The 26438-nt window shown below is 71.2% G+C and carries 20 protein-coding genes and 1 pseudogene; 10 read left to right on the top strand and 11 right to left on the bottom strand.

The window, feature by feature from the left end:
• Positions 1–56 precede the first annotated feature (56 nt).
• On the top strand, positions 57–470 hold the full coding sequence (locus tag Sri02f_RS09345) for a roadblock/LC7 domain-containing protein (protein WP_109000627.1): 414 nt from the start codon (positions 57–59) through the stop codon (positions 468–470).
• A gap of 112 nt (positions 471–582) precedes the next feature.
• Here Sri02f_RS09345 and Sri02f_RS09340 read toward each other — a convergent pair.
• Positions 583–1534: pseudogene (locus Sri02f_RS09340) on the bottom strand (IS110 family RNA-guided transposase); the annotation flags it as partial.
• Between the two features lie 440 nt (positions 1535–1974).
• Here Sri02f_RS09340 and Sri02f_RS09335 point away from each other — a divergent pair.
• On the top strand, positions 1975–2868 hold the full coding sequence (locus tag Sri02f_RS09335) for a DUF6397 family protein (RefSeq protein WP_109000626.1): 894 nt from the start codon (positions 1975–1977) through the stop codon (positions 2866–2868).
• Between the two features lie 76 nt (positions 2869–2944).
• On the opposite strand, the gene Sri02f_RS09330 is transcribed toward Sri02f_RS09335, so the two are convergent.
• Together Sri02f_RS09330 and Sri02f_RS09325 are read right to left on the bottom strand one after the other, a co-directional pair.
• Entirely contained in the window at positions 2945–3811 is an 867-nt protein-coding gene (locus Sri02f_RS09330; RefSeq protein WP_109000625.1) for an acyl-CoA thioesterase, read from the bottom strand.
• Positions 3812–3929: 118 nt separating this feature from the next.
• Positions 3930–6443: a DEAD/DEAH box helicase gene (locus Sri02f_RS09325; protein WP_109000624.1), complete on the bottom strand. Its 2514-nt coding sequence runs from the start codon at positions 6441–6443 to the stop codon at positions 3930–3932.
• A gap of 145 nt (positions 6444–6588) precedes the next feature.
• Here Sri02f_RS09325 and Sri02f_RS09320 point away from each other — a divergent pair, with 145 nt between their 5' ends.
• Positions 6589–7383: a metal-dependent hydrolase gene (locus tag Sri02f_RS09320; protein ID WP_109000623.1), complete on the top strand. Its 795-nt coding sequence runs from the start codon at positions 6589–6591 to the stop codon at positions 7381–7383.
• Positions 7384–7391: 8 nt separating this feature from the next.
• Here the strand turns inward: Sri02f_RS09320 and Sri02f_RS09315 are convergent, their stop codons facing one another.
• From Sri02f_RS09315 to Sri02f_RS09300, 4 genes are all read right to left on the bottom strand, one after another.
• Complete coding sequence (locus Sri02f_RS09315) at positions 7392–7649, bottom strand: type B 50S ribosomal protein L31 (protein ID WP_109000622.1); 258 nt, start codon at positions 7647–7649, stop codon at positions 7392–7394.
• Positions 7650–7667: 18 nt separating this feature from the next.
• Positions 7668–8138 carry a DUF5709 domain-containing protein gene (locus Sri02f_RS09310; RefSeq protein ID WP_109000621.1) on the bottom strand — a complete coding sequence of 157 codons (471 nt, stop codon included), beginning with the start codon at positions 8136–8138 and terminating at the stop codon, positions 7668–7670.
• Positions 8139–8567: 429 nt separating this feature from the next.
• Entirely contained in the window at positions 8568–10385 is a 1818-nt protein-coding gene (locus Sri02f_RS09305; protein WP_109000620.1) for an ABC transporter ATP-binding protein, read from the bottom strand.
• Positions 10382–12319 carry an ABC transporter transmembrane domain-containing protein gene (locus tag Sri02f_RS09300; RefSeq protein ID WP_109000619.1) on the bottom strand — a complete coding sequence of 646 codons (1938 nt, stop codon included), beginning with the start codon at positions 12317–12319 and terminating at the stop codon, positions 10382–10384. Before Sri02f_RS09300 ends, Sri02f_RS09305 begins: the two co-directional genes overlap by 4 nt.
• Positions 12320–12620: 301 nt before the next feature.
• On the opposite strand from Sri02f_RS09300, the gene Sri02f_RS09295 reads away from it, so the two are divergent.
• The 3 genes from Sri02f_RS09295 to Sri02f_RS09285 all read left to right on the top strand — a co-directional run bounded on the left by Sri02f_RS09295 (position 12621) and on the right by Sri02f_RS09285 (position 16761).
• A complete protein-coding gene (locus Sri02f_RS09295) occupies positions 12621–13364 on the top strand; it encodes a L,D-transpeptidase family protein (protein WP_167467515.1) in 744 nt (247 codons plus the stop codon).
• Between the two features lie 76 nt (positions 13365–13440).
• A complete protein-coding gene (locus Sri02f_RS09290; RefSeq protein WP_305793847.1) occupies positions 13441–15066 on the top strand; it encodes a peptide-N4-asparagine amidase in 1626 nt (541 codons plus the stop codon).
• A 189-nt stretch (positions 15067–15255) separates the two neighbouring features.
• Entirely contained in the window at positions 15256–16761 is a 1506-nt protein-coding gene (locus Sri02f_RS09285; RefSeq protein ID WP_245970569.1) for a cation:dicarboxylate symporter family transporter, read from the top strand.
• A 68-nt stretch (positions 16762–16829) separates the two neighbouring features.
• Here the strand turns inward: Sri02f_RS09285 and Sri02f_RS09280 are convergent, their stop codons facing one another.
• On the bottom strand, positions 16830–17348 hold the full coding sequence (locus tag Sri02f_RS09280) for a MarR family winged helix-turn-helix transcriptional regulator (RefSeq protein ID WP_109000617.1): 519 nt from the start codon (positions 17346–17348) through the stop codon (positions 16830–16832).
• A 93-nt stretch (positions 17349–17441) separates the two neighbouring features.
• Between Sri02f_RS09280 and Sri02f_RS09275 the strand changes: the two genes are divergently transcribed.
• Entirely contained in the window at positions 17442–19313 is a 1872-nt protein-coding gene (locus Sri02f_RS09275; RefSeq protein WP_109000616.1) for an ABC transporter ATP-binding protein, read from the top strand.
• 53 nt (positions 19314–19366) lie between these two features.
• Entirely contained in the window at positions 19367–20221 is an 855-nt protein-coding gene (mltG, locus tag Sri02f_RS09270; protein WP_109000615.1) for an endolytic transglycosylase MltG, read from the top strand.
• Positions 20222–20233: 12 nt separating this feature from the next.
• On the opposite strand, the gene Sri02f_RS09265 is transcribed toward mltG, so the two are convergent.
• The gene (locus Sri02f_RS09265) at positions 20234–21310 is read right to left on the bottom strand and encodes an NAD(P)-binding domain-containing protein (protein WP_109000614.1); all 1077 of its coding nucleotides are present in this window, start codon (positions 21308–21310) and stop codon (positions 20234–20236) included.
• A gap of 205 nt (positions 21311–21515) precedes the next feature.
• Here Sri02f_RS09265 and Sri02f_RS09260 point away from each other — a divergent pair, with 205 nt between their 5' ends.
• Positions 21516–21938: a secondary thiamine-phosphate synthase enzyme YjbQ gene (locus tag Sri02f_RS09260; RefSeq protein WP_109000613.1), complete on the top strand. Its 423-nt coding sequence runs from the start codon at positions 21516–21518 to the stop codon at positions 21936–21938.
• A 64-nt stretch (positions 21939–22002) separates the two neighbouring features.
• Here the strand turns inward: Sri02f_RS09260 and Sri02f_RS09255 are convergent, their stop codons facing one another.
• A complete protein-coding gene (locus Sri02f_RS09255; RefSeq protein ID WP_109000612.1) occupies positions 22003–22218 on the bottom strand; it encodes a DUF4177 domain-containing protein in 216 nt (71 codons plus the stop codon).
• A gap of 189 nt (positions 22219–22407) precedes the next feature.
• Here Sri02f_RS09255 and Sri02f_RS09250 point away from each other — a divergent pair, with 189 nt between their 5' ends.
• On the top strand, positions 22408–23817 hold the full coding sequence (locus Sri02f_RS09250) for a cytochrome P450 family protein (protein ID WP_109000611.1): 1410 nt from the start codon (positions 22408–22410) through the stop codon (positions 23815–23817).
• Between the two features lie 33 nt (positions 23818–23850).
• Here the strand turns inward: Sri02f_RS09250 and Sri02f_RS09245 are convergent, their stop codons facing one another.
• Entirely contained in the window at positions 23851–26325 is a 2475-nt protein-coding gene (locus tag Sri02f_RS09245) for a carbohydrate-binding protein (protein ID WP_109000610.1), read from the bottom strand.
• Positions 26326–26438 lie beyond the last annotated feature (113 nt).

The following is a 26438-nucleotide window of genomic DNA, read 5'->3' as shown; positions in this document are numbered from 1 at the left end:
ACAGATGCTCCGGCGAGGCGGAGGATCACACGGGGACGTCACACGGGGAGTGGGACATGGCGCAGAACCAGGGCCTGGACCGGCTGTTGGACGATCTGACCGAGCGGGTGGGCCCGGTGCGCCATGCGCTCGTCCTGTCCAACGACGGGCTGGTGGCGGGCGTGAGTTCGGGGCTGCGCCGGGAGGACGCGGAGCACCTCGCCGCCGTCTCGTCCGGGCTGCACAGTCTCGCCAAGGGCTCGGGACGCCATTTCGGCGCCGGTCGAGTGCGTCAGACCATGATCGAGTTCGACGACGCCGTGCTGTTCGTCACCGCTGCGGGCACCGGCAGCTGTCTGTGCGTGCTCAGCGGAGCGGACGCCGACATGGGCCGGATCGCCTACGAGATGACCCTGCTCGTCGACCGGGTCGGCGAGCACCTCAGCGTCGACGCCCGGCAGCCGGAGCGCGCGCCACTGACAGACCTCTGACGCGTAAATAGGTGCAGGTCAGGGTGGCGTTGGGCAGGTCTGGGTGCCCGGTGGCCATGGCGGTCGCCGGGTGTCCGAGGTGCAGGTGTCAGGCTGCGTCCTCGATCGGGTTGAGATAGGGGTTGCCGGGGCGGACCTTGGTGTTCTTGGTGCGGCCGGCGGACTCGTGGTGGCCGGGGCAGACTCCGGCCCAGGACGCGAGGTGCCTGGCTGTGGTGAACCGGGTCATGTCGCCGCCGGTCTCCGCGATGATCACTTCGGCGGTCGCCTGGTTGATCCCGGGGATGGTGTCGAGCAGGTCGAGGGCGCCACGAAAGGGGGCCATCGCCTCTTCGATCCGCTGGTCGAGCTGTCCGACGGCGTCGGTGAGCTGGTCGTAGTGGTCCAGGTGCAGTCGGGTGAGGAAGGCGTGGTGGGCGCGGAAGCGTCCGGTCAGGGCGTCGGTGAGTTCGGGGATCTTGTTGCGGAGTTTGCGCTTGGCCATCTCCGCGAGCGTCTGCGGGTCGCGTTCGCCGTTGACGAGGGCCTCCAGCATGGCCCGGCCGGAGACGCCCATGATGTCGGAGGCGACCGCGGCGAGTTTGATGCCGGTGTCTTCCAGCAGCTTCTCCAGCCGCTGGACGATCTGGCCGCGCTCGCGGGTCATCTGGGTGCGGGCACGGGTCAGGTCCCGCAGCTCGCGCACGGGCTGCGGCGGCACGAACGAGGGGCGGACCAGGCCGTGCGCGCCGAGCTGAGCCGGCCAGGCCGCAGCCGGGACATCGGTCTTGCGGCCGGGCAGGTTCTTGACCTGCCGGGCGTTGACCAGGATCACGTTCAACTCGTCGGCCAGCAGGTAGTAGAAGGGTTTCCAGTAGTCCGAGGTCGCCTCGATCACGACCAGGGTGACCTGGGCGGCGAGCAGGTGATCGCGCAGGGCGAGCACCGCGTTCGTCGTCGATCCCCCGGGTGGTGGTCACGGTGGTGAAAGACCCCCGCCGCCTGGCGCTTGGGGTGCGGACACACGCCTTGGCGTCCTTCTTGCCGATGTCCACACCGGCGCAGCGTTCGTGCGGCACGTCCACGTCTCGATCCCTCCCTCGCAAGGCGGCCGAGTAGTACGCCGTTCCGGGAGGACCAGGGTGGATCAGGAATTCTGACACACGTGCTCACAGCAACACTCCACGGTTTCCGTGGACGGCCCTCGGCACCACGCTGACCTGCGAGCTCACCGGCATCACAGAGCTGTCGGATTCGGCCGGAACGAACCTCATCAGCGTCCCGTACCGACATCAGCCCCCGTCAGGGCAGACAGGAAGCACCTCGGCGCACGCCACGGCATTTACCACGCCCCCGGCGCGCACCGAAGGTGCACTGGGTCGCTGAACTGCACTTTCTCTCCCTCTCTCGAAGTTATCCACAGGCTCGCCACGCTGTCCGCGATTCCGGCTACGGTTTTTTCCGAGGCCACCGCCGACGACGCGGGCCTCGCTCCGGACCACTTCACTCCACGGGGGAGACGACCATGTCCCGCACCGCAATCGCCCCACCCGACGCCGTTTCCTGCACACCGAGCCGCGCCGCACGCGAACTGGATGTGAAGCGCGCCGAATTCGATCTCGCTGTACACCTCGGGCGCATCAGGACCGTGCCCGACGTAGCAGCCGGAGCCCGCAGGGTGCCCCGCGCCGAGATCGACCGGCTGCGCGCGCAGCCCGGCTTCCCCGACTCGCTGCGCGAGAGCGTGCGGGCCGTCGGGACCGCCGAGGGCGCCGCCCTCGTCGACGTGCCGCCGGCTCGCTTCACCCGTCTCGCTCGCCTGGGACTCGTGGTGCCCGTGAGGTTCTACCTCAACCGCTACAGGGTCGTCGTCTGGCTGTATCTCGCCGAAGAGCTGCGCCAGTTCGCCGCGGACCGGACCAACGCCTTCCTGCTCACCGGCCGCACACCCGAGGTGTTGCGGAGCCAACTGGCCGCCGGTGTCGACCTGCGCCCCCGGAACTGGCGCGGACGCCATCTCGGCTTCCTGCTCCGTCAGGCGGAGGACCCCTGGCAGCACGCCGGAGCCCTGGCCGGGTTCCTCGACCCCCTCCAGGTCGCGGAGATCGTCAAGGACCCGTACGAGCGTTCCCACCTGAACCGTTTCCGGCCCGCGCCGCCGGCCCACTGTGCGCCAGGCACACCTGCCGCACACCTCGTAGAGAAGATCACGACCGCGGCGGATCCCGACGAGATCGACTGGCTGCGGTCGGACCTGCGACGCACCTTGGACGAGGCGCGCGCCGACCAGCCCGCACCACGCCCCGCCCCGAAACAGGCCCCGCCACGACCACCGGAGCGGCGGAGCGCGCCCGGGGAGCCCGACCCTGACCGACCCGCGCGAGGGCTGCTGAACCGGCTGCGCCGTCGCGGCGCGTGACCCACAGCGACTCACAGTGCCCCACAGCGCTCCCCAGCGGAGGCGGCGCGACCACAGTGGCTCGGAACAACGGTGCCTACAGCGCCCGGAACAGCCCCTCCTGGACGACCGACACCAACAGGCGCCCCTCCAGGTCGTAGATACGCCCCCGGGCCAGTCCACGTCCGCCGGTGGCGATCGGCGACTCCTGGTCGTACAGGAACCACTCGTCCGCGCGGAACGGCCGATGGAACCACATGGCGTGGTCCAGCGACGCCATGTCGAAGTTGCGCGGCCCCCACAAGGGCTCGACCGGCAGTCGGACGGCGTCCAGCAGAGTCATGTCACTGGCATACGTGAGCGCGCAGGTGTGGACGAGCGGGTCGTCGCCCAGCGGCCCTACCGCACGCATCCACACCGCGCTGCGCGGCTCGGCTCCCTTGAGGTCCTCGGCGCTCCAGCGCAGCGGATCCGCGTACCGGATGTCGAAGGGCTGGCGGCGAGCCATGCGCTCGAGCTGCTCGGGGAGTGCGCCCAGATGCGCCCGGACCTCCTCCGTCACCGTCGGCAGGGATTCCGGGTCCGGGACGTCCCGGGCCGGCGGCAGCTGGTGCTCGAAAGGACCTTCCTCAGGCTTGTGAAAGGAGGCGGTGAGATTGAAGATCGTGCGCCCCTGCTGCACGGCGGTGACCCGGCGGGTCGTGAACGACCGGCCGTCCCGCACCCGTTCGACCTGGTACACGATCGGTACGCCCGGCCTGCCCGGGCGCAGGAAGTACGCGTGCAGCGAGTGCACGGGCCGGTCGCCGTCGGTGGTCCGGCCGGCCGCGACCAGCGCCTGGCCCGCCACCTGGCCGCCGAAGACCCGCTGCAGCGACTCGTGCGGGCTGCGGCCCCGGAAGATGTTGACCTCGATCTGCTCCAGGTCGAGCAGGTCGACGAGCCTCTCGGCCGGATTCGTCATCGGTGCGTTTCTCCTGTGCCCTCTTCTGTGCCTTGTCCCGTGCTTGTGGCGGTGTCTGTTGCGTCTGGCGCGTCCGTTGCGCCTGATCCGGTCAGTGCGGCCGGACCCTTCCCTGACCTCACAACTGGCCGACGGAGGTGACACGCACGACCGCGCGGCCCTCGGCGTCGGACGCCGTGAGGTCGACCTCCGCGCTGATGCCCCAGTCGTGGTCGTCGTTCGGGTCGTCGAAGATCTGGCGGACCCGCCACAGGGCGTTCTGCGGCTCCTCCTGGATGACGAGCAGCTTCGGCCCCCGGGCATCGGGACCGGTGCCGAGGTCGTCGTACTCGTCCCAGTATCTGTCCATCGCCTCGCCCCACGCGTCGGCGTCCCACCCGGACTCGCCGTCCAGCTCGCCGAGTTCGTCGACACGGTCGAGGGCGGCCAGCTCGACCCTGCGGAACATCGCGTTGCGGACCAGGACCCGGAAGGCGCGGGCGTTGGCGGTGACCGGCTTGACCTCGTCGGCCTTCTCCTGGGCCTCCTCCGCGGTCATCTCCTCCGGGTTGGCGAGCTGCTCCCACTCGTCCAGCAGACTGGAGTCGACCTGGCGCACCATCTCGCCCAGCCACTCGATCAGGTCCTGCAGATCCTCGGACTTGAGGTCGTCGGGGACGGTGTGGTCGAGCGCCTTGTACGCGCCGGCCAGGTACCGCAGCACGATGCCCTCGGTGCGGGCCAGCTCGTAGTGCGAGACCAGCTCGGTGAACGACATCGCCCGCTCGTACATGTCACGGATGACGGACTTCGGCGACAACGGATGGTCGCCGACCCACGGGTGGCTCTTGCGGTACGTGTCGTACGCGTGGAAGAGCAACTCCTCCAGGGGCTTCGGGTACGAGACATCCTGGAGGCGCTCCATGCGCTCCTCGTACTCGACGCCGTCCGCCTTCATCGCGGCCACCGCCTCGCCGCGCGCCTTGTTCTGCTGCGCGGCCAGGATCTGGCGCGGGTCGTCCAGCGTGGACTCCACGATGGAGACCATGTCGAGCGCGTAGGAGGGCGACTCCGGGTCCAGCAGTTCGAACGCGGCCAGCGCGAACGTGGACAGCGGCTGGTTCAGCGCGAAGTCCTGCTGCAGGTCGACGGTGAGACGGACGATCCGGCCGCTGGCGTCCGGCTCGTCGAGCTTCTCCACGACGCCGCCGTCCAGCAGCGAGCGGTAGATCGCGATCGCGCGCCGGATGTGCCGCAGCTGTTGCTTGCGCGGCTCGTGGTTGTCCTCCAGCAGGTGCCGCATGGCCTTGAAGGCGTTTCCGGGCCGGGCGATCACCGACAGCAGCATCGTGTGAGTGACGCGGAAGCGCGACGTCAGAGGCTCCGGGTCGGAGTCGATGAGCTTGTCGAAGGTGTTCTCCGTCCAGCCCACGAACCCTTCGGGCGCCTTCTTGCGTACCACCTTGCGACGCTTCTTCGGGTCGTCGCCCGCCTTGCCGAGGGCCTTCTCGTTCTCGATGACGTGCTCGGGAGCCTGCGCGACCACCAGGCCCGCGGTGTCGAAGCCGGCCCGGCCCGCCCGACCCGCGATCTGGTGGAACTCACGCGCCCGCAGCGTGCGCACCCGGTTGCCGTCGTACTTGGTCAGCGCCGTGAACAGCACCGTGCGGATGGGCACGTTCACGCCGACGCCGAGCGTGTCCGTACCGCAGATCACCTTCAACAGACCGGCCTGGGCCAGCTTCTCCACCAGGCGCCGGTACTTCGGCAGCATGCCGGCGTGGTGGACTCCGATGCCGTGCCGCACGTAGCGCGAGAGGTTCTGGCCGAACTTCGTGGTGAAGCGGAAGTTGCCGATCAGTGCGGCGATCCGCTCCTTCTCCTCGCGCGAGCACATGTTGATGCTCATCAGCGCCTGCGCCCGCTCCACCGCCTGCGCCTGCGTGAAGTGCACGATGTACACGGGCGCCTGCCGGGTGTCCAGCAGGTCCGTGAGCGTCTCCGTCATCGGCGTGTACCGGTACTCGTACGACAGCGGCACGGGACGGGTCGCCGAGCGGACCACCGCCGTGGGCCTGCCGGTGCGCCGGGCGAGATCCTTCTCGAAGAAGGACACGTCGCCGAGCGTCGCCGACATGAGCACGAACTGGGCCTGCGGAAGCTCCAGGATCGGGATCTGCCACGCCCAGCCGCGGTCGCCCTCCGCGTAGAAGTGGAACTCGTCCATGACGACCTGGCCGACGTCCGCGTTCCTGCCGTCGCGCAGCGCGATCGAGGCGAGCACCTCGGCGGTGCAGCAGATCACCGGGGCGTCGGAGTTCACCGACGCGTCACCGGTCAGCATGCCGACGTTCTCCGTGCCGAAGATCTTGCACAGCTCGAAGAACTTCTCCGACACCAGCGCCTTGATCGGCGCCGTGTAGAAGGTGACCTCGTCCCGGGCGAGGGCCGCGAAGTGCGCGGCCGCAGCGATCATGCTCTTCCCGGACCCCGTGGGCGTCGACACGATCACGTTCGCTCCGGAGACGACCTCGATCAGCGCCTCCTCCTGGTGAGGGTAGAGCGTCAGACCGCGCTCCTGCGCCCAGGACTCGAAGGCTTCGTACAGGGCGTCGGGATCTGCGGTCGGCGGCAGCTGATCGATGAGGGTCACGACCCCATCTTGCCTGCCGTCACCCCTGAGGGGGGAATCGGCTGCCGACCCGAAGATCACGGCGGCTACGCTGTGTCGCCGACGGAGCGTCATCGCACCCGGTCAACTGGACAGCGGCACACGAGGAATGGGGCGGGCAACGGCCATGATGGGACCAGCACACTCACTGTCGGGGGCCGCCGCCTGGCTCGGCGTCGGTGCGGCCGCCGCCGCCGCAGGGCACACGATGCCCTGGCCGGTCCTGCTCGCCGGCGCGCTGATCTGCGCCGGCGCCGCGCTCGCCCCGGATCTCGACCACAAGGCCGCCACCATCTCCCGGGCCTTCGGCCCCCTCTCCCGCTGGCTGTGCGAGATCGTCGACAAGCTCTCCTACGCCGTCTACAAGGCCACGAGGAAGCAGGGCGACCCGCGCCGCTCCGGCGGCCACCGCACGCTCACGCACACCTGGCTGTGGGCCGTCATGATCGGCGCGGGGTCCTCGGCGCTGGCGATCACCGGCGGCCGCTGGGCCGTGCTGGCGATCCTGTTCGTGCACATGGTGCTCGCGATCGAGGGACTGCTGTGGCGGGCGGCCCGGGGCTCCAGCAGCGACGTGCTGGTGTGGTTGCTCGCCGCGACCAGCGCGTGGATCCTGGCGGGCGTCCTGGACAAGCCCGGCAACGGCTCGGACTGGCTGTTCACCCAGCCCGGTCAGGAGTACCTGTGGCTGGGTCTGCCCATCGTGCTGGGTGCTCTGGTGCACGACATCGGCGACGCCCTGACCGTCTCCGGCTGCCCGGTCCTGTGGCCCATCCCGATCGGGCGCAAGCGCTGGTACCCGATCGGTCCGCCCAAGGCGATGCGGTTCCGGGCGGGCAGCTGGGTCGAGCTGAAGGTGCTCATGCCCGTGTTCATGCTGCTCGGCGGAGTGGGCGGGGCAGCCGCCCTCAACTACATCTGACGGCCGGCTCAGGTCATCGCGCCGCCGTCGCCGTAGCGCCGCTCGAAGCGGGCGACACGGCCCTCCGAGTCCACCGTGCGCGCCTTGCCCGTGTAGAAGGGGTGGCTCTCCGAGGAGATCTCCACGTCCACGACCGGGTAGGTCTCGCCGTCGTCCCACTCGATGGTCTGATCGCTGACCGCCGTGGACCGGGTCAGGAAGGCGAAACCGGCGGCGCGGTCACGGAAGACCACCTCGTGGTAGTCGGGCTGCTTGTCCTGCTGCATGAATGCTCCTCGGGCGGTTCAACCGGACAGGGCGTCCTCGTCGACGATGTGCATCGCGGCCTCCTCCGCGGAGGAGGCCGCGCCGTCGATGCCGACGTCCGTGGCGATCAGCGCGCTCTCCTCGTCCTCGTGGACTCCCTCGTCGGGCGCCACGAGCCGTCCGGAGCGCATGGCGCCGACCTCGTTGTCGAGGAGTTCCCCGTCCGTGCCGTCGCAGTCACCGAGGCCGTCACCGTCGGGCGCCTCGGGGTCCGGCAGCTCCTCCGCGAGGCGCTGGTCCAGGCTCTCCCCCTGCCGGCGCTCCGCGGCGGTCACACCGACGTGCTCCACGGCCCAGGGGCGGTCCGGCGGGGACCAGCCGCGGTCGAGGGGGTCCTCGACGCCGTCGTTCTCCAGCGTGTCCTCCCCGTCGAGCAGCCCCGAATCCTCCTGGATGTCGGAGGCGTCGGGCTGATAGACGTCGTCTCCCCATCCGTCGGCGCTGTTCACGGCTACCTCCAGGGGGTGACAGGCCGGTTCCCACCGCGGTCGGCGGTCGGGTGCCGCCGTACGGAGAGCCGGCAGGGCGCGGCGTGGGCCGGATGGATTCCGACGGTCTCCCGCGCGGGTGCCGTTATCCAGCGTTCCACCCTGCTTCGGTACTGCGCAACGCCAGAGGCCGCGCGAGGGCGGGCCCCGGTGGCCTCGGACGAGGCGCCGCCACTGCTCCCCGGCGCCCTGATCGCGCACTGCGTCGACCTGGGGCCGGGGCCGGGGCCTGCCCTTGGTACGGAGCCTGCGCCCGGTACCGGATCGGCCACGGCCACCCGCTCCGGCGCGGACGCCCCGGCCGACAACGACGCGAATACCGGCACCCGCACCCGCACCCCTCGTGTCAGCCTCAGCGTTCGACGTGGGCTGCGCCTGCCGCAGTGCCGCTCAACCGTGCCACGACCGCCAGAGCGCCGCGTACGCTCCGTCCGCCGCGACCAGCTCGGCGTGGCTGCCCAGCTCGCTGATGCGGCCGTTCTCGACGACGGCGATCACGTCCGCGTCATGGGCGGTGTGCAGCCGGTGGGCGATGGCGACGACCGTGCGGCCGTCCAGGACACGGGCCAGGGACCGTTCCAGATGGCGGGCGGCACGGGGGTCGAGCAGCGAGGTCGCCTCGTCCAGGACCAGCGTGTGCGGGTCGGCCAGCACCAGACGGGCCAGCGCGATCTGCTGGGCCTGGGCCGGGGTGAGCGGGACGCCGCCGGAGCCGACCTCGGTGTCGAGGCCGTCGTCCAGGGCCCGTGTCCATCCGTCGGCGTCGACCGCGCCCAGGGCGGCCCACAGCTCGGCGTCCTCCGCAGCCCTCGAGGTCTCCTCGCTCGGGTGGAGCCGGGAGTGGGGGAGGGCGAGCCGGAGGTTGTCGCGCAGGGAGCCCACGAAGACGTGATGCTCCTGGTTGACGAGGGCCACATGGGAGCGGACGCGTTCGGCGGTCATCCGCGAGAGCTCCGCGCCGCCGAGGGTGATCCGGCCGTCGCGGGGCGCGTAGATCCCGGCGAGCAGCCGACCCAGGGTGGACTTGCCCGCGCCCGAAGGGCCGACCAGGGCCAGCCGGGTGCCCGGGGAGACCTCCAGGGAGACCTTGCGCAGCACGTCGACGCCCTCGCGGTAGCCGAAGTGGACCTGGTCGGCGAGCACGTCGCGTCCGTCCGGAGCCAGCCCGGAGTCCCCTGCGTCCGGCTCGATGTCCCGTACACCGACCAGCCGGGCCAGCGACACCTGGGCGACCTGCAACTCGTCGTACCAGCGCAGCACGAGGTTCACGGGGTCGACGAGCATCTGCGCGAGCAGCGCCGCCGTCGTCAGCTGGCCGACGCCGATCCAGCCGTGCAGCACGAACGCACCGCCGAGCATGAGGACCGAGCCGAGCACCGTCACATGCACGAGGTTGATCACCGGGAAGAGGACGGACCGCAGCCACAGGGTGTAGCGCTCCCAGGCCGTCCACTGCTGGATGCGCTCCTCCGAGAGCGCGATGCGGCGGCCGCCCAGGCGGTGCGCCTCCACGGTACGGCCGGCGTCGACGGTCTCGGCGAGGGCGGCCGCCACGGCCGCGTAGCCGGCTGCCTCGGAGCGGTAGCCGGCCGGCGCCCGCTTGAAGTACCAGCGGCATCCGACGACCAGCAACGGCGCCGCGATCAGCACGGCCGGCGCGAGCGGCGGCGCCGTGACGACCAGTCCGCCGAGCAGCAGCAGGGCCCACATCACGCCGATGGTCAGCTGGGGCACGGCCTCGCGCATGGCGTTGGCCAGCCGGTCGACGTCCGTGGTGATCCGGGAGAGCAGGTCGCCCGTGCCGGCCCGCTCCAGCACGCCGGGCGGCAGGCGAACCGACCGGACGAGGAAGTCCTCCCGCAGGTCGGCGAGCATCCGTTCGCCGAGCATCGCACCGCGCAGCCTCACCTGGCGCACGAAGGCGGCCTGGACGACCAGGGCGAGCACGAACAGCGCGCCGGTGAGCCCCAGATGGAGTTCGCGAGCTCCGTCCGACAACCGCTCCACGAGGTCGCCCAGCAACCAGGGCCCGACCATCGACGCGATCGTGGCGACCGTGTTGACGAGGAGGAGCAGGAGGAAGGCGCGGCGGTGCCGGCGCAGAAGTTCGGCCACGTAGGCGCGCACGGTCGCGGGGGCTCCGACGGGCAGAGTGTTCGCCGTCCTCGGTGCCGCCGGGTCGTACGCGGGTGGCGCCACGCCGATCATGCCCTCTCCTCGATCTCTTCGCGGATCTCTTCGCGGATCTCTTGGTGCTCGGTGCGTGCGACGCCGGATTCGGGCCCTGCGAAGCCGGGCTCGGTGGCTGCCATGTCGTCCTCGATGTGTTCGAGTTCGTTGTTCTCCAGGTCCTTCAGCACACCGCTCAGCGAGGTCCCCTCGACCTGGAGGGCAGCGCCCAAGGCGCTCTCGTCCTCGGTCTCCCGGGTCACCACGGCCCGGTACCGGGGTTCGCTGTGCAGCAGTTCGCGGTGCACGCCGGCCGCGACGGCCGCGCCCTCGTACACGAGCACGACCCGGTCGGCCCGGTCGAGCAGCAGGGGGGACGAGGTGAACACGACCGTCGTGCGCCCCGCCCTCAGCTCGCGCAGTCCCTCGGCGATCCGGGCCTCGGTGTGGGAGTCGACGGCCGAGGTGGGCTCGTCCAGGACGAGGACCTCGGGGTCGGTGTACAGGGAGCGGGCCAGTGCGAGCCGCTGCCGCTGGCCCCCGGAGAGGGACCGGCCGCGTTCGGTGATGCGGGCGTCCATCGGGTCGACGGCGTCCAACGACCCCTGCACGAGCGCTTCCAGGACGTCCTCGCACTGGGCGGCGGTCAGCGCCGCAGCCGCGTCGACCTTCCCCGAGGCGGGCACGTCGAGCAGGTCGCGCAGGGCGCCGGACAGCAGCACGGGGTCCTTGTCCTGGACGAGGACGGCCGTGCGCGCGCAGTCCAGCGGCAGTTCGTCCAGGGGGACGCCGCCGAGCAGGACCGAGGGGCCGTCCTCCGTGGGGTGGCCGCCGAGCCGTTCGGCCAGTCGCCCGGCCGCGTCGGGGTCGCCGCACACCACCGCGGTGAACCGGGCGGCCGGGGCGAGCAGACCGGTGGCGGGATCGTACAGGTCGCCCGACGGTGCTTCGGCCGCGCGCGACCCGCCGACGTCGGTCACCCGTTCCAGGGACAGCACGGCTGCGGCACGTTTTGCCGACGGGCGGGAGAAGGAGTAGGCCATCGCGATCTCCTCGAAGTGCCTGAGGGGATAGGTCAGAACCATCACGGAGCTGTAGACCGTGACCAGTTCGCCCACCGTGATGCGCCCTTCGCGGGCCAGACGGACGCCGTACCAGACCACGGCGATCAGCAGCAGGCCCGGCAGGAGCACCTGGATGGCGCTGATCAGGGACCACATGCGGGCGCTGCGCACCGCCGCGTGCCGCACTTCCTGCGAGGCGCTGCGGTAACGGTCGAGGAAGAGTTCCTCGCCGCCGATCCCGCGCAGCACCCGCAGGCCCGCCACGGTGTCCGAGGCGAGTTCGGTGGCGCGTCCGGCCTTTTCGCGCTGGAAGTCGGCCCGGCGGGTGGCCCGCGGCAGCAGAGGCAGCACCGCGAGCGCGAGGACGGGCAGACCCACCGCGACCACGACGCCGAGCGCGGGCTGGTACACGACCAGGCCCGCGCAGACCAGGAGGATGGTGACCGCCGCGGCGGTGAAGCGGGAAACCGCCTCGACGAACCAGCCGATCTTCTCGACGTCGCCCGTGGAGACGGCCACGACCTCGCCCGCCGCGACCCGGCGATTCAGCGCGGAGCCGAGCTGCGAGGCCTGACGGGCGAGCAGTTGCTGGACCCGGGCGGCGGCGGTGATCCAGTTGGTGACCGCGGCCCGGTGCAGGAAGGTGTCCCCGAGAGCGGTGGCGGCGCCGCACAGGGCCATCGCCACACCGGTGAGGGCGAGTCGGACGCCGGAGCGGTCCACGACGGCCTCGATCGCGAAGCCCACGCAGAACGGCAGCGCCGAGACGGCGACGAAGTGCAGCAGTCCCCAGGCCAGGGCCTTGAGTTGACCGCCCAGCTGGTTGCGGCCCAGCCACCACAGGAAGCGGGGGCCCGAGCGTGCGTCCGGCACACCCGGGTCGGGGTACGGAAGGTCTTGGATCTGCATGACGTCCCAGGGGCTCGAGTCAGGGGAGGCGGAGGGGCTGGAGAGGAAGCGGGAGAGGAACGGGCGGGGGAGCGAGGGGGAGTGGCAGAGAAGGAGGCGCATTGGGGGAGGGGGAGGGGAGGGGGAATGCGCGGACGGGAAGGTCCGCGGAGTGCGGTAGCAAACCGTGCAAGGTTCGCGTCGCGCAGTGGTCGGAATCAACCGGTTTTCCATGGCGACGGCGGGATCCGGCTACCGTCCGACGCGGCCGGACGTCCGCAACCTGCCGCAAAAGTCCGGAAAGTGATGCGAGCATGGCCGCATGGGACTCGGCGATGGGCGGCGCGCAGGAGCCGCGACAGTGACCTCCGTTCTTCTGTTCGCGGCCCTGGCCGCGTGCGGCGGAGCAAGCGCGGAGCGCGGAGGCGCAGGCATGGCCGGGGCAGGCGCGCAGACCGGCGGTCACGCGCCGAGAGCGGCCGCGGCGACCCGTGTCCCAGGTGTCGGCGACCGGATGCGGCGACGGATTCCCCTGGCCTCGCGCCAGATCGTGGCGGTGTACGGCGACGGAAAGGACTCCGCGCAGGCCACCGTCGCGCTCTACGCCAAACGTGGTCCGAACTGGGAGCGCGTCCGCAGCTGGCCGGGGCACAACGGCAAGAGGGGCTGGACGGCCGAGCACCGGGCCGGCGACAACCGCAGCCCCGTCGGCGTGTTCTCGCTCACCGATGCGGGAGGGGTGCTCGCCGACCCCGGGACCAGGCTGCCGTACACGAGGTCTGCCTCCTTCGCGGCGCCGCGCTGGTGGGCGAAGTCCCATTGGCACGACTTCGACTACGTCATCGCCATCGACTACAACCGCGTCAAGGGCGTCCCGCCCGACGATCCGACGCGGCCCGAGGGCGAGGAGAGGGGCGGCGGGATCTGGCTGCACATGGACCACGGCAGCGGCACGTCGGCCTGCGTCAGTGTGTCCAGGGCGGCGATGGAAGACCTGCTGCGCATGCTCGACCCGGACGGGCATCCCGTGGTCGTCATGGGGGACAGGGCCGCGCTGAAGGCCTGAAGGCCCCCTCACGGCCTCACGGCAGCGACGCGGGCGTCATTGCGGGGACTTGCCGGCACCCCGTAGAACACGGGCCATGAGATGTCGGATTATCATGTCCATGCTCACCGGAGCGACTCTCCTGGCGAGCGCCCTGATCGGGGCCGGAGCGGCCCAAGCGGCCGTGGTCGCGCCCCCGCCGACCGAGGCTCCCGCGGAGTTCGGCGCCGACTGGCACGATCCCCTCACCGCCGCGCCGGCCGTGACCGCACCGCACACCACGTCGTGCCGGGTCACCCTCGCCGAGGCGCAGTTCCGCGACTTCACGCCGTATCGCGGCTCCTACCTCCCGCCGGACGGCTGCGGCGACCGCTGGAGCAAGGTGGTGCTGCGACTCGACGGCAAGGTCAAGGGGCGGCAGTTCGACCGGCTCGGCTATCTGCACGTCGGAGGGGTGGAGGTCCTGCGCACCTCGACGCCCGAGCCGTCGCCCGAGGGCGTCGAGTGGTCTGTCGAGAAGGACGTCACCCGTTACAGCGACACTTTCCGTACCGCCCAGGACGTGGAGATGCTCATCGGCAACGTCGTCGACGACACCTACACGGGCGTGATCGATGTGAAGGCGACCCTCACGTTCTACGAGGGCGGGCCGGCGGCCGCCGCCCCCGACCGCGTCCTCACCCTGGCCGACGGCCCTGACGGGCCGACGCTCACCACGCCGCGCAACAGCGAACGCCTCGTGGCCGAGGTGTACGCCACGGGCTCGGGCGGCGGATGCGAGGAGTACTGGTATCTGGCCGTGCCCGCTACGGCCCCCTACTCCTGCCGGGCCGAAGGCGGTCCCTACCGCGAGGTGCAGGTCGAGGTCGACGGGAGACTGGCCGGAATCGCCACCCCCTTCCCGACGGTCTGGACCGGCGGCTGGTCCAATCCCTTCCTCTGGTACGTGATCCCGGGGCCCCGCGCCTTCGACGTCAAGCCGATCGAATACGACCTGACCCCCTTCGCCGGGATCCTCAACGACGGCCGCCCGCACCGGGTCGAGGTGTCGGTCGTCGGCGTGCCCCAGGGGCAGAGCGGCTGGAGCACCCCCGTCAACGTCCTCGTCTGGCAGGACCCGGGCAAGGCCGTCGTCGGCGGGAGACTCGTCACGCACGAAGCGGGTGGGCTCACCGACTCCAGCGTCCACACACCCGGCACGGAGCACCGGGTCGACACCAGGGCCGCACACCGACTGACGGTCTCCGGCTACCTCGACACCTCGCACGGCAGAGTGCGGACGACCGTCACCCGCGCCGTCGCGAACACCTCCGCGCACCGCTGGAGCGACGGCGAGACCGTGGACGGCCTGGACGCCGGATGGACGGACGACGAGTCGGTCACCGTCGACGGCCGCGGGCCGGCCCGGACCACCCGGACGCACCGGACGTACACGATGAACGGCGTCACCACCCTCGGCGCCGACGCCCGGCTGCGCACCCGGCTGACCCTGGGCGACCTGGCCGAGGTCGTGACGACCCGCGCGGGGCGACGCGTCGCGTGGTCGCGGCTCGACGACACCTACCGCGGTGACGCCGCGTACACCGTCGACGTGCCGCGCGACCAGCGCCACGCCGTCGGCACGACGAGCGAGCGCTACCGGCTGTACGGCTCCGACGGCTGCCACGACCGACGACTGACCACCGTTCAGGGGGTGTTGACCGAGGACCGCCGCGGCTGCTGAGCCCCCCCCCCCCAGGCGTGCGACGCGTCACTCGGGGCGGGATTTACGCGACGGAAACACCGCGGTTTCGCGCGCGATCAACGGCGCCTTCACAGTGATCGTCACGGAAACCGCTTTCCGTATCGCAGAAGTCTCCCCCGGCTTCTCCACGCCGCCGTGCCCCGTGCCGCCGTCCCCCTAGGAGTGCCCGTGCCGCCGTCCGTCCCGTCCCCGTCGCGACGCGTCGCACGCATACTGCGTACCTCGCTCTTCGCCCAGGTCGCCATCGCGCTGGTCCTCGGCGTGGTCGTCGGGAAACTGTGGCCCGGCGTCGCCACCGATCTCCAGCCGCTCGGCGACGGCTTCACCCGGCTCATCAAGACGATCATCTCGCCGCTGGTGTTCTGCGTGGTCGTCGTCGGCATCGCCAAGGCCGGCGACCTGAAGGCCTTCGGCCGGATCGGGCTCAAGGCCCTGGTCTGGTTCGAGGTCGCGAGCACCTTCGCGCTGGTCATCGGGCTGCTGGCCGCCAACATCGTCCAGCCGGGCTCGGGCATGAACGTCGATCCCGCCACGCTCGACGCCTCGGCGGTCGACACGAAGACGGGCGGCGGTTCGCTGCCGTCGACGACCGAGTTCGTCGTGAACGCGCTGCCCACCAGTTTCGTCGGCGCCTTCGCGGAGAACTCGCTCCTCCAGGTGCTCGTCCTGGCCTGCCTGGTGGGCGCCGCGCTGCTGCATCTGGGCCACACCAAGGTGCCGAAGGTGCTGCCGGCCGTCGAGCAGGCCCAGGAGATCATCTTCGCCGTCGTCGGGTTCGTCATGCGGCTGGCGCCGATCGCGGTGTTCGGCGCGATGGCCGTCCTGATCGGCAACTACGGCCTCGGCGTGATCGAGACCTACGGCAAACTGATCGCCCTGTGCTACGCGGCGGCGGCCCTGTTCGTCACGCTGCTCGCCGTCGCGCTGCGCATGGTCACCGGGCTGAGCCTGTGGAAGTTCCTGCGCTACATCCGCGAGGAGATGCTGCTCGCGCTCGGCACCGCGTCCACCGAGTCCGTCATGCCCCGCGTGATGCAGAAACTGCGCAGGGCCGGCGCACGCGAGGACGCGGTGGGCCTGGTGCTGCCGACGGGCTATTCCTTCAACCTGGACGGCGCCTCGCTCTACCTGTCCATCGGCACCCTGTTCATCGCCCAGGCGGTGGGCGTGGATCTCAGCCTGAGTCAGCAGATCACGGTGATCCTGGTGCTGATGCTCACCAGCAAGGGCATGGCCGGCATCCCCGGCTCGGCCTTCCTCGCGCTGTCCGCGACCGCCTCCTCCCTAGGAGCCGTCCCCGCAGGCGCCGTGGCCCTGCTGCTGGGCGTGGACCGCATCATGGACTCGATGCGCGTCGTCACCAACCTGCTCGGCAACTGCGTGGCGGTCTTCGCCGTCTCCCGCTGGGAGGGCGCGCTCGATCTGGAGCAGGCCAGGAGGGTTCTGGACGGCGCTGCCCCGCAGGAGAACGGGGACGAGCCTCAGGGTTCCCGGGAGCCGTCGACCGCCGGTCCGGCCGAGGGCTCCGAGGGTCTGCATCGTTCCGGGGGATCCGAGGGATCCGAGGGGTCCGAGGGGTCCGGTGGATCCGAGGCATCCGAGGGTGCTGAGGGTTCCCAAGGGGCCGTCGCAGCGATCGGAACCGCAGGCGGGGACCCGGCTCGACCGCTGTGAGGTGGCGGGCCGCGCTCGCCCCTCCGGCAAGGATGCGGAGGGGCGAGCGCGGCCCGTTCGCGCGCCCTTCAGCAGGTTCGTCCCCGCTCCCGGCCCGGCTCTCCCTGCCGTTCCGGGTCCCCCTGCCGCCCGCGCCCCGGCTCGTGGTCCGCCGTCTCGCCGCCCACCAGCGCGTCCAGCAAGCCGCTCAGCACCTCGCGCTCCAGGGTCGTCAGAGGGTCGAGAATCTCCTCGGCGGCCGACACGCGAGCGCCGCGCAGTTCGCGCAACGCCTTGCGGCCGTCCTCGGTGAGCTCGATCCGGATGACCCGCCGGTTGACGGGGTCGGGCACCCGCCGCGCCATGCCGCTCGCCTCCAGCCCGTCGACCAGGGTCGTCACGGCCCTGGGCACCACCTCGAGCCGCGCCGCCAGATCGGCCATGCGGGGCGGTGCGTCGCAATGCGCCAGCGTGCGCAGCAGCCGGGCCTGTGCCGGTGTGACACCGAGCCCGCTCTGCTGCAGATGGCGCCTCTGGATCCGGTGCACCCTGCGCGTGAGGCGCAGTAGTTGCTCGGCGAGCAGGCTGTCGGAATCGGGGGTGGTCATGAGGGAACAATATCAGGACGTCGTTCATTGTGAGTATAGGTAACAATGAGCTATGCTCCGTCAGTCCTCATCGTCACACCCTCCGTAGGAGCCATGCCCCGAGATCACATCGAGTGGACCCCCGCCCCCGGCGCGTCGACCGACGAACCCCGTCAGGTGCGCCGCATCCTTGCCCTCTTCAAGCCCTACCGTGCCCGGCTCGCGGTCGTCGGCCTGCTGGTCGCCGCCTCGTCGCTGGTCGCGGTGGCCACCCCGTTCCTGCTCAAGGAGACGCTGGACGTCGCGATCCCGCAGGGGCGCACCGGCCTGCTGAGCCTGCTCGCCCTGGGCATGATCCTCAGCGCCGTGCTCAGCGGCGTCTTCGGCGTCCTGCAGACGCTCATCTCCACGACGGTCGGCCAGCGCGTCATGCACGACCTGCGGACGGCCGTCTACGGACGCCTGCAGCGCATGTCCCTCGCCTTCTTCACGCGCACGCGCACCGGTGAGGTGCAGTCCCGTATCGCCAACGACATCGGCGGCATGCAGGCCACCGTCACCTCCACCGCCACCTCCCTGGTCTCCAACTTCACCAGCGTGGTCGCCACGATCATCGCGATGGTCGCCCTGGACTGGCGGCTGACGGTCGTCTCGCTCCTGCTGTTGCCGGTGTTCGTGTGGATCAGCCGCCGCGTCGGCAACGAACGCAAGAAGATCACCACCCAGCGTCAGAAGCAGATGGCCGCGATGGCGGCCACGGTCACCGAGTCGCTGTCGGTCAGCGGCATCCTGCTCGGCCGCACCATGGGCCGGGCCGACTCCCTCACGCAGGCCTTCTCGGAGGAGTCCGAGCAACTGGTCGACCTCGAGGTGCGGTCGAGCATGGCCGGACGCTGGCGCATGGCCGTGATCGGGATCGTCATGGCGGCCATGCCCGCCGTCATCTACTGGACGGCCGGCATGGCCCTCCAGTTCGGCGGCCCCGACGTCTCCCTCGGCACGATCGTCGCCTTCGTCTCGCTGCAACAGGGGCTCTTCCGCCCTGCCGTCAGCCTGCTGTCGACCGGCGTGCAGATCCAGACCTCGCTCGCGCTCTTCCAGCGCATCTTCGAGTACCTCGACCTCCCCATCGACATCACCGAGCGCGAGAACCCGGTCCACCTCGACCAGATCAAGGGCGAGGTGCGCTTCGAGGACGTCGTCTTCCGTTACGACAACGGCGGCGAGGCCGACGGCATCCACGGCGACGGCAAGGGCGACCGCAAGGGCGACGGCAAGGACGGAGAGGCGGTCAGGGCCGTCCTCGACGGCATCGACGTGACGGTCCCCGCCGGCGGCAGTCTCGCGGTCGTCGGCCCGACCGGCGCCGGCAAGTCCACGCTGGGCTACCTGGTGCCGCGGCTGTACGACGTGACGGGCGGCCGGGTCACCCTCGACGGCGTCGATGTGCGCGACCTCGACTTCGACACCCTCGCCCGCGCGGTCGGCGTCGTCTCGCAGGAGACGTACCTCTTCCACGCCACGGTCGCCGACAACCTGCGCTTCGCCAAGCCGGACGCCACCGACGAGGAGCTGTACGCGGCGGCGCGGGCGGCGCAGATCCACGACCACATCGCCGGGCTGCCCGACGGGTACGACACGGTGGTCGGCGAACGAGGCCACCGCTTCTCGGGCGGCGAGAAGCAGCGCCTGGCCATCGCCCGCACCATCCTGCGCGACCCGCCCGTGCTCATCCTCGACGAGGCGACCAGCGCCCTGGACACCCGCACGGAACAGGCCGTCCAGGACGCGATCGACGCACTCTCGGCGAACCGCACGACCCTCACGATCGCCCACCGGCTGTCCACCGTTCGGGACTCCGACCAGATCGTGGTCCTCGACTCCGGCGCCGTGGCCGAACGGGGCACGCACGAGGAGCTGTTGCGGCAGGACGGCCGGTACGCGGCCCTGGTGCGGCGGGACGCCCGACTGGAGCCGACAAGATGACAGTATGGCAAGTTATGCCGGGTTTGTGACGATATGAGGGTTACCGTGCCCGCATGCAGATGAACACTCCGCCTCGGAGCACGATTCGACTGACGCGTCGGGGCCGTCTCGTCCTCGTCGCGACCGGAGCCGTCGTGGCCGGCGCCGCCGTGGCGGTGCCGCTGCTGATCCTGGAGAACGCCAAGGAGGAGCCGAAGCCGAAGACCCTGGTCGTCCCCGAGGGCTGGCGCGCGAGCCAGGTCTACGAGGCGATCGACAAGGCGCTCGCCCTGCCGTCGGGCACCACCAGGAAGGCGATGCCGACGGCCGGCCTGAAGCTGCCGAACGACGCCAAGGGCAACCCGGAGGGATACCTCTTCCCGGCGACCTATCCGCTGGACAAGAAGGCCACGCCGCAGTCTTTGCTGGCGTACATGGTCGACACGGCCGACAAGCGGTTCAACGGCGCGCCGATCGCGGCCGGCGCCCAGCGCAACGCCATGAACGTGTATCAGGCGGTCACCGTCGCCAGTCTCGTCCAGGCCGAGGCCGCCACCAAGGCGGACATGGGCAAGGTGGCCCGGGTCGTGTTCAACCGCCTGGAGCGCGGGATGCCCCTGCAGATGGACTCCACCATCAACTACGCGTTGAACCGCTCCACGCTGAAGACGACGGAGAGCGACACCCGCGTGCAGAGCCCCTACAACTCCTACGAGCGCATGGGGCTGCCCCCGACGCCCATCGACAACCCCGGCGAGGAGGCGATGCGCGCCGTCATCAGCCCCACCCCGGGCGACTGGCTGTACTTCGTCACCGTCAAGCCGGGCGACACGCGCTTCACGGCGAGCCTCGCGGAGCATCAGCGCAACGTCGCGGAGTTCAACCGCAACCAGAAGGCCCCCAGGAGCACGTCCGCGGCGGCCGGGTGAGGCGGCGGGACGTCAGGCGGCGACCGTCTCCTGCGCGAGCAGCCGCCCGATGTCCCGAACGGCCGCGCGTCCGGCCCGGTTGGCGCCGACGGTGCTGGCCGACGGCCCGTAGCCGACCAGGTGGATGCGCGGATCGGCGACCACGCGCGTGCCCTCGACCCGGATCCCGCCGCCCGGCTCACGCAGCCGCAGCGGCGCGAGATGGTCGACGGCGGCACGGAAACCGGTCGCCCACAGGATGACGTCGGCGGGGACCCGCCGACCGTCGCTCCACTCCACGCCCTCCGGGGTGATGCGGTCGAACATGGGCAGCCGGTCCAGCACCCCGTCGGCCAGTCCCTGGCGGATCGCGTCGTCGAGCGGCAGACCGGTCACGGAGACCACGCTCCTGGGCGGCAGTCCCTGGCGCACGCGTTCCTCCACGAGCGCGACCGCGGCGCGCCCCGCCTCCTCGTCGAAGGGACCCTCGCGGAAGACGGGAGGCCGGCGGGTGACCCAGGTGGTGCCGGCCGCGTAGGGCGCGATCTCCAGCAGATGCTGGGTGCCGGACGCACCGCCGCCCACCACGATCACCCGCAGTCCGGCGAACGCCTCGGGCCCCGGGTACTGGGCGGTGTGCAGCTGTCGTCCGCGGAAGGTCTCCTGGCCGGGATAGCGCGGCCAGAACGGCCGGCCCCAGGTGCCGGTCGCGTTGATCAGGGCCCTCGCGGACCACGTGCCGTCGGAGGTCTCCACCAGCAGGCGGCCGCCGGGGCCTTCCCGGACGGCCCGCACCTCGACCGGCCGCCGCACGCGCAGATCGAACCTGCGCTCGTAGGCGGCGAAGTACTCGCCGATGACCTCGGACGACGGCCGGGCGGGATCCGCGTCCGTCAGCTCCATCCCGGGCAGCGCGTGCATCCCGTGGACCTTGCCGTACGTCAACGAGGGCCAGCGGAACTGCCAGGCGCCGCCCGGGGCGGCCGCACGGTCGAGCACCACGAAGTCGCGCTCCGGCTCGAAACCGGTGCGCCGCAGGTGATAGGCGCCCGCCAGACCCGCCTGACCGGCGCCTATGACGACCACCTCGACCTCACGCACGCTGTTCACGCTCCCACCAACGCCGCGAGGGGCGTGGATCTTCCCGAGCCCGACCCCACGAGGTGGTGAACTCGTCCGACGAGGAGGGCGACGGCTCCGGCCGCCTCTACGGCCGCCGGCTCCGGCCGCCTCTACAGCCGTCGGCTCCGCGCCGATCGGCTCGTCCGACGGGCCGAGCGGGTGTGGAACCCGGCATATGGGTCAGGATGGTGGCATGTCAGATGCGTTCACCACTCGAGTTCTGTCCGTCGCCTCCGGGTCCCGGGAGCGGGTCGTCGACCTCACCGGCGAATGCGAGACGTTCCTGCGCGACGTGGCCGGCGGCCGCGACGGCCTCCTGAACGTCTTCGTCCCGCACGCCACGGCCGGCATCGCGATCATCGAGACGGGCGCGGGCAGCGACGACGACCTGCTCGCCGCGCTGCACACGCTCCTGCCCGCGGACGACCGCTGGCAGCACCGGCACGGCAGCCCCGGTCACGGCCGTGACCACGTCCTCCCGGCGTTCGTCCCGCCCCACGCGACCCTGCCCGTCGTGGACGGGAGGCTGGAACTGGGAACGTGGCAGTCGGTCTGTCTGGTGGACACCAACAAGGACAACCCCGACCGCCAGGTCCGGCTGAGCTTCCTGGGATGAGCCAGGAGCCCATCCTGCGCCTGACGGCAGCGCCTGACGGTCGCGGCCGGGGGAGCCGGGGCCGTCAGCGGCGCGGACGCTCCAGGGTGATGAGCAGGCCCTCGACCGCGCCGGGCCCGATACGGCCCTTGACGTCGGCGGAGGTGATGGCTTTGAGGGCCCAGCCGTCCTCGGCGTGCTTGTTCAGAACCTTCTCCAGCTTGTCGCTGTCGAGCGCGTCTCCGACCAGTGATTCGCGGAACGTGACGACCTTGTATTCGAGTGCCTGGGGGTTGCTCATGTCTGGGGCCTTCCCGTGCATGGACTGGCTGACGAACCGGTACCAGCCAATCACCGATCGCCGTCGTCGCGCGCGGCGGGGTCGAACCCCCGCAGTTCACCGTGGGCCGGGCCTGGGATAGGGTCCCCCCGGTTCCGGCTACCGATCGAAGACGCGCCGGTACGGGGAGTGTCGGAGGGGCGGCGAGCGATGGAATCCCAGGCGGACGACGGTGGATCCGTGGACCTGGACGGTGCGACGGCTGAGCGGTTGGAGACGTTGACGCTCGAACCGCTGCTGACCCGGGACTACGAGACCCGCCCGGCGCTCGTGTACGAGCGGTTGCGCCGGCGTCACGGCCCGGTCGCGCCGGTCGACCTGCTCGGCGTGCCCGCCTGGCTCGTGCTGGGCTACCGCGAGGCGCTCGACGTGCTCCAGGACGACGCCGGATGGCCGAAGGGCCTGGAGAACTGGCGGGCCCGCACGGACGGCGAAGTGCCGGCCGACTGGCCGCTCGGACCGTCCCTGGAGGTCAACCATGTGCTGATCCAGGGCGGTCCCGGCTACCGTCCGTTGCGGCAGGCGTGGGACGCGGCTCTCAAGCCGTTCCAGGATCCGCGTCACGCGCAGGCCAAGCGGCTGAAGGCCGCCGTCACCGCCTACGCCGACGAACTCATCAGCCTCGTGGGGCAGGCGGGCGGCACGGGTCTGGCCGACCTGTCCGCGCAGTTCTCCCGCCCGCTGCCGCTGATGGTGGCCAGTCATCTGCTCGGCTTCCCCGGTTCGCAGGGCGACGACGCGCTGATGGACATGTGGCGGGTGCTGGACGCCGGTCCCGACGCCGAGCCCGCACTGGAGAGGCTGCTCGCGACACTCGCGGAGCTGGCGGCGGTGAAGCTCGAGAAGCCGGGGGACGACTTCCCCTCCTACCTGCTGGCGGCGCACCCCGAGCTCTCCCTGGACGAGCTGGCCCGTGAGCTGTTCATGCTGCTGGGCATGACCTCCGACCACGTGGGGATCCTCATCTCCAACACGGTCGTCGAGGTCCTCTCCGGCGAGGGCGGGGTGCGGGCCAGTCTGTCCGCCGGGATGGTCAGGGAGAGCATGAACCGGGTGGTCATGCGCAAGCCGCCGCTGGTGAACTTCGTGCCGCGCTTCGCGGCGAAGGACACTCCGCTCGGCAACTACACGATCCGGGCGGGCGATCCCGTCTGGGTCTCCGCCGCCGCAGCGCACGCCGACCCGCTCTTCGCAGGCAACGTGTGCCCGAGCACCACGGTCAGCACCCGGGCCCACCTGTCATGGGGCGCAGGCCTTCGTCAGTGTCCCGCGCGCGAACTCGCCTCGACGGTCGCGGCGGTCGGCGTGGGTCGGCTCTTCGAGCGGTTCTCCCATCTGGAGCTCGCCCTGCCGGCCGACCAACTGCCCTGGCGTTCCTCGCCGTTCATGCGGGGCCTGCGCTCACTTCCGGTGCGCTACGAACTCGCGGCGACGCCGGCCCAGCCGTCGGCGCCCGCCCGGACCGCGGAGTCGGACGCGACGGTGCTGCCGGACCCGGCCGTCCGGCAGCGCTCCTCGTTGTGGCGCTATCTGACGGGTCTGATCGGCGTAGGCCGCTGACCCGGTCCACGTCTGCCGTAGCGCTGCCGCCTGCTACGGCTGCCGGACGACCCGGCCCACCTCGACGCGGGCGATGTTCGGGGCCCAGGAGTTCGCGTTGGCGAAGGTCACGCTGTTGGCGCCCTGCGCCAGGTCGACGGGAACGCCCAGCGTCCAGAAGTCGTGCGCGCTCCACGTGTTCTTGAAGACGACCCTGCGCGGGGCCGCGGCTCCGACGGTGATGTCCGCCGTACGGGACATGATGTCCGTGTTGTAGGCGTGGCCGTTGTCGCGGCGTTCGTCGTGCGCGTAGTGCACGACCAGCACATAGCGTCCTGCGCTGGGGGCCTGCACCGTGAACCCGGCCGTGCTGGAAGGGCTCCCGCCGAGTTCGCCGACGCAGAACCCTCCGGGGGCGTGGGCGGAGGCGACGAGCTTCGCGCCGCCGGTCAGCGCGGCGGAGGCGGCCCCGTAGGACAGGACGCCGGTGGTGGAGCCCGTGCCCGACACGTCGAGCGAGCGCACCGCCGCGTGCGTGGCGGTCACGGCGACGCGGTTGTTGCCGGCCACCAGGTAGAGCCGCAGCGGCCGGCCCGGGGCCGCCGTCGCCGTCGCGCCGTGCAGGGTGAGCTGCACGGCCGCGGAGGTCTGCGCGGTCACCGTGTAGTAGCCGTCGCGCGGGGCGTACACGTCGAAGACCGCCTTGTCGCCCGTGCGCAGGACGAGCGCGCCGGTGCCCACGCCCTCCGACGAGGAGTAGTCGTACGACGGCTGCCCGGTGATGTCCGCGAGCGTGGCCTCGTATGACGTGGACGGGACGCCGGTGTGCGCGGTCAGGTCGACGCGGTCCAGGGTGACCTCGGCGTCGCCCTTGGCGAGCGTCAGCACATGGGCGCCGGCGGCCAGCTCCAGACCGAGATCCTTCCTGGCGCGGTAGGCCCAGTTCTGCGTGGACGGATACGTCACCGTGACGGGGGCGGCGCCGTCGACGAGCAGCCGCTGCGTGGCGGGGGCGCCGGACTGGTTGCCGTACAGGATCGCCAGGTCGTACGGGCCGTCCGCCGGGACCGTCACCGTGAAGTCGACCTTGCTGGAGGGGGTGTTGAGGGAGCCGACGTCCTTGGCGCCGGAGGCCGCGTAGCCGTTGGCGTCGCTCACCGTGCCCAGGGTGCGGACCTCGCCGCCGGTCACGGCCGCCTCCTCGGCCTCGTACGACGCCGACCAGGGCACGCGGGCCGCGGCCGGGGCGCCCGTGCCGCCCGGGGTGAGGACGATCCGGTACGCGGACATCCTGCGCAGGCCCCGCAGCGGCACGGTCACCGAGCCGTCGTCCGCCACCTCGAGCTTCGTGCGGGCGACGACCCGCGGAGCGGCGTGCTGACCCTCGTAGCCGGACCAGGCCGCCTCGGCGACGGCAGCGGTGACCGTGTGCCCGAAGACGGACCGGGAGACGTCGCGCAGCACGACCTCCGAGTCGCCGTCCGAGCCGCCGAGCAGGACCTGGGCCTGGCGGCGCGAGACGTCGAGGGAGGCGAGTCCCTGGAGGGTGTCGACGGCGTCGGCCCGCGGCGGGGTGACCTGCACGGTGTCCCCGGTCAGCCCGGCGTACCAACGGAAGAACCACCAGCCGCCGTTGGGGATGTTGGTGCGCACCACGTTGCCGTCCAGGTTGCCCGCCGCGTCCCAGTAGGCCTGGTTGGCGTAGACCTTGTTCCTCTCGAACATCGCGACCCACTGCACCAGTTGGCCCGGCACGGACAGGTCCCGCCGGTTGGCGTACTCGTCGATGCTGATCCTCAGCGGTGCGATGCCCAACCGGCGCTCGAGGGAACGGCAGTCGTCGTAGTGGCCCTGGAAGTCCCGCAGCGAGCCGGAGCCCAACTCGTGCCAGGTCAGGATCTGCGGCAGGACGTTCTCCCGCTGGGCGAAGGCGAGGAAGTCGGCCATCAGCCGGTGGTGGTAGCCCGTCTCGTTGGGGCCGGCGATCCTCGCGGCGGGATCGATGGCACGGATGCGCCGGTAGACCGTCTTCCAGTCCCTGAAGAACCGGTCGCGGTTCACCTCGTACTGCGCCTGGTCGGCGACGCCGATGTCGTACCAGATCTGGTCCGGCTCGTTGAACGGGATGTAGACGAAGCGGTCGCCGTTCGGGTCCGCCGACACCTTCGTGACGATGTCCTCGACCCTGGGGAGGTAGTCGTCGAGGCCGAGGTCCTCGTACGGCCATTGCGCGTAGACGTCCTGCATCAGCACGTTGATCTCGCCGCCGCCGTTGCGGAAGAACGCCCGGGAGACCGAGAGCGCGTCCCCGTTGGGATGCTGGGCGCCGCCCTCCGGCTTCTGCGAGATGCTGGTGATCTTCAGGGGCTCCAGCGCGGCGTCGCTGGGCACGCCGTCGTCGCTGAGGCCGTACAGGGCCCCGTTCGCGCCCAGCGTCACCGGGCCTTCGGAGACGGCGAGGTCGACGATGAGGCGTTGCGGGACGGCCGGGGCCGCCACGGTTCCTGCTGCGGGGAGGGTGCCTGCCATGGCGTTGACTCCAAGTGCGGCGGTGACATGGGGGCGGTGACATGAGCGGTTCTCGTGCGGGTGCGGGTGCGGGTGCGGGTGCGGGTGTGGGTCCGGTCCCTCGTCGCGTGTGC

It is taken from the genome of Streptomyces rishiriensis (genome assembly GCF_003112535.1).
GTDB classification, from domain to species: Bacteria; Actinomycetota; Actinomycetes; order Streptomycetales; family Streptomycetaceae; genus Streptomyces; species Streptomyces rishiriensis.
The sequence above is the reverse complement of the archived record's forward strand: the minus strand, read 5'-3'. Positions and strand labels throughout refer to the sequence as shown.